Below are 2,380 nucleotides of genomic sequence, written 5' to 3'. Positions count from 1 at the left end.
GGGCTGGGCGGCATGGTGGTGGCGGTGGTGCTGTGGGAGCGCCAGGCGTCCCCCCTGGCCTGGACGGCGCTGTTGCTGGCCACGCTGGTGTGGCCGCATGTGGCCTACCTGCTCACCCGCCGCGCGGCCGACCCGTACGCCGCCGAGGTGCGCAACCTGCTCATCGACTCGGCGCTGGTCGCTGCGCTGGTGCCGCTGATGCACTTCAACCTGCTGCCCAGCGTGATGTTGCTCACCTTGACCATGGTGGACAAGATCACGACCGGCATCCGGGGGCTGTGGGCACGCGCCCTGTGGGTGATGCTGGCGGCCGGCGCCGCCAGCACGGCGGTCATGGGCCTGCACTGGGCGCCCGAGACCTCCATGCGCGTGATGGTGGCCTGCCTGCCGGTGATGTCGCTGCACACGCTGTCGGTCAGCGTGGTCAGCTACCAGCTCATCCGGCAGTCTGCGCGCCAGAACCAGATGCTGGACGAACTGCGCCGCGTGGACGCGCTGACCGGCCTGTTCGGGCGTGGCCACTGGCAAGAGCAGGCAGAGGCCGCACTGCGCCGCCACCACACCACCGACGAGCCCGCCTGCATGCTGATGCTGGACATCGACCATTTCAAGGAGATCAACGACGCCTACGGCCACACCGTGGGCGACGAGGTGATCCGCGCGCTGGCCCATGTGGTGCGGGGCAACGTGCGCGCAGGCGACTGCGCGGGGCGCTACGGCGGGGACGAGTTCGCCATCGTGCTGCCCGGCATGCAGGCCCGGGACGCCCTGGCCATTGCCCAGCGCATCCGCGAGCAGACCGAAGGCGTGCGCCTGCGCAGCCTGCCCGAACTGCGCATCACCAGCAGCATCGGCGTGGCCCCGGCCGACCACCGCCACAGCAGCCTGCGTGCGTGGATCGACGCGGCGGATGCGGCGCTGTACGTCGCCAAGAACGGCGGACGCAATCAGGTGGCGGGGTGCATGGAGCCGGCGCTGGTGCCGGCGGTGTAGCCACCAGCACTGCGTGCAGGTTCAGGACTCGTCGGCGGCGACTGCAGGATTCACCGGCCACTGCACCCGCACCGTGCAACCACTCCCCAGCACCGCGGTCGCACTGATCTGCGCGCCGTGGCGCTGCGCAATGGCACGGCACAGCGCAAGCCCTGTGCCCACGCCCTCGAACTCCGTCTCGCGGTGCAGGCGCTGGAACACGCCAAACAAGCTGCCCGCGCGCGCCGGGTCAAAGCCCACGCCGTTGTCCTGCACCGAGAAGGCGCCCTGGCCTGCGGGTGCCGCGTCCGCCGACACCGTGATGCACGGTTGCGCCACGGAGCGGGTGAACTTGAGGGCGTTGCCCAGCAGTTGCACCAGCAGATCCTGCAGCAGCGTCGGGTCGGCCCACAGCGTGGGCAAATCGGTGCCCACACGCCACTCCACAGCGCGTCCGGCCTCGGCCGGGGCCAGTGTGGCGCGCGCCTGGGCCATGGCATCGGTCAGCGGCACGGGCTGCAGGCGCAGCGGCGCACGGCTGGCACGCACCAGGGCGTGCAGGCCGTCGATCATGAGCCCCATGCGCCGAGCCGAGTGGTCCATTGTGGAGAGGAAGCCCAGGGCCTCTTGCACCTCAGCACCCTGCACCACCTCGGGCGGCAGGTCGCCCAACACCTCGCGCACCAGCGTTCCGTAAGACGTCACATGCCGCAGCGGCGCGCGCAGGTCGTGCGAGACGGCGCGCAAGAACTCCTCTTGCGCAGCCGCCATATCGGCCACCTGCTGCTGGCTGCGGGCCAGTTCGGCGCGCAGCTGTTCGGGGGTCATGTCTGCAGCAGCCACTTTCATCTCCCGCCGCAGGCCACAGAAGCGTGCACGGCACAACGAGGCGCCAACGCGCTATGCACGAAGACGAAGACGCAGGCGAGGACAGCCAGCAAGGGCCGCCCCGCAGCAAAGGCTGTCGTCCCCCTGGAGGGGGAAGGCGCGAAGCGACTCAGGGGGGGCTTCATTTTTTCGGACGGGACCAGTTGGCAATGCTGACTTGCTTGCCCCGCGCCACGCTCAACGCGCCGGGCGGCGTGCTCTTGGTGATGGTGCTGCCGCCGCCCACCGTGCCGCCAGCGCCAATGGTCACAGGCGCCACCAGCACACAGTTGCTGCCCACRTGCACGTCGKCCTCGATSACSGTGCGGTGCTTGTTGGCGCCGTCGTAGTTGGCSGTGATGCTGCCCGCGCCGTARTTSACGCGYYSGCCCACSSTGGCRTCGCCCAGGTAGGCCAGGTGRTTGGCCTTGGCGCCSTCGGCCAGSGTSGAGTTCTTSACTTCSACGAARTTGCCGATGTGCACCTCGCSGCCCARCTGCGCGCCGGGGCGCAGACGGGCAAAGGGGCCAATCAACGCGCC

The 2,380-nt window shown here is 69.9% G+C and carries 2 protein-coding genes and 1 pseudogene; 1 reads left to right on the top strand and 2 read right to left on the bottom strand.

From position 1 onward, the window contains the following. Positions 1-993, top strand: a 993-nt coding sequence (locus AC04MI_RS24660) for a diguanylate cyclase (RefSeq protein WP_476498981.1), incomplete at its 5' end; no start/stop codon positions are given. 21 nt (positions 994-1,014) lie between these two features. Here the strand turns inward: AC04MI_RS24660 and AC04MI_RS24655 are convergent. Together AC04MI_RS24655 and AC04MI_RS24650 are read right to left on the bottom strand one after the other, a co-directional pair. Next, positions 1,015-1,800, bottom strand: coding sequence for a sensor histidine kinase (locus tag AC04MI_RS24655; RefSeq protein WP_436077559.1), 786 nt, complete (start codon positions 1,798-1,800; stop codon positions 1,015-1,017). 181 nt (positions 1,801-1,981) lie between these two features. Beyond that, positions 1,982-2,380 (bottom strand): annotated as a pseudogene (locus AC04MI_RS24650) (bifunctional UDP-N-acetylglucosamine diphosphorylase/glucosamine-1-phosphate N-acetyltransferase GlmU); the annotation flags it as partial.

Source organism: Acidovorax sp. LjRoot204, assembly GCF_056175785.1.
The sequence above is the reverse complement of the archived record's forward strand: the minus strand, read 5'-3'. Positions and strand labels throughout refer to the sequence as shown.

What these genes read in the sequence shown, in the direction of transcription:
- AC04MI_RS24655 (WP_436077559.1), bottom strand. Translation starts at nt 1,800, where the DNA reads ATGACCCCCGAACAGCTGCGCGCCGAACTGGCCCGCAGCCAGCAGCAG.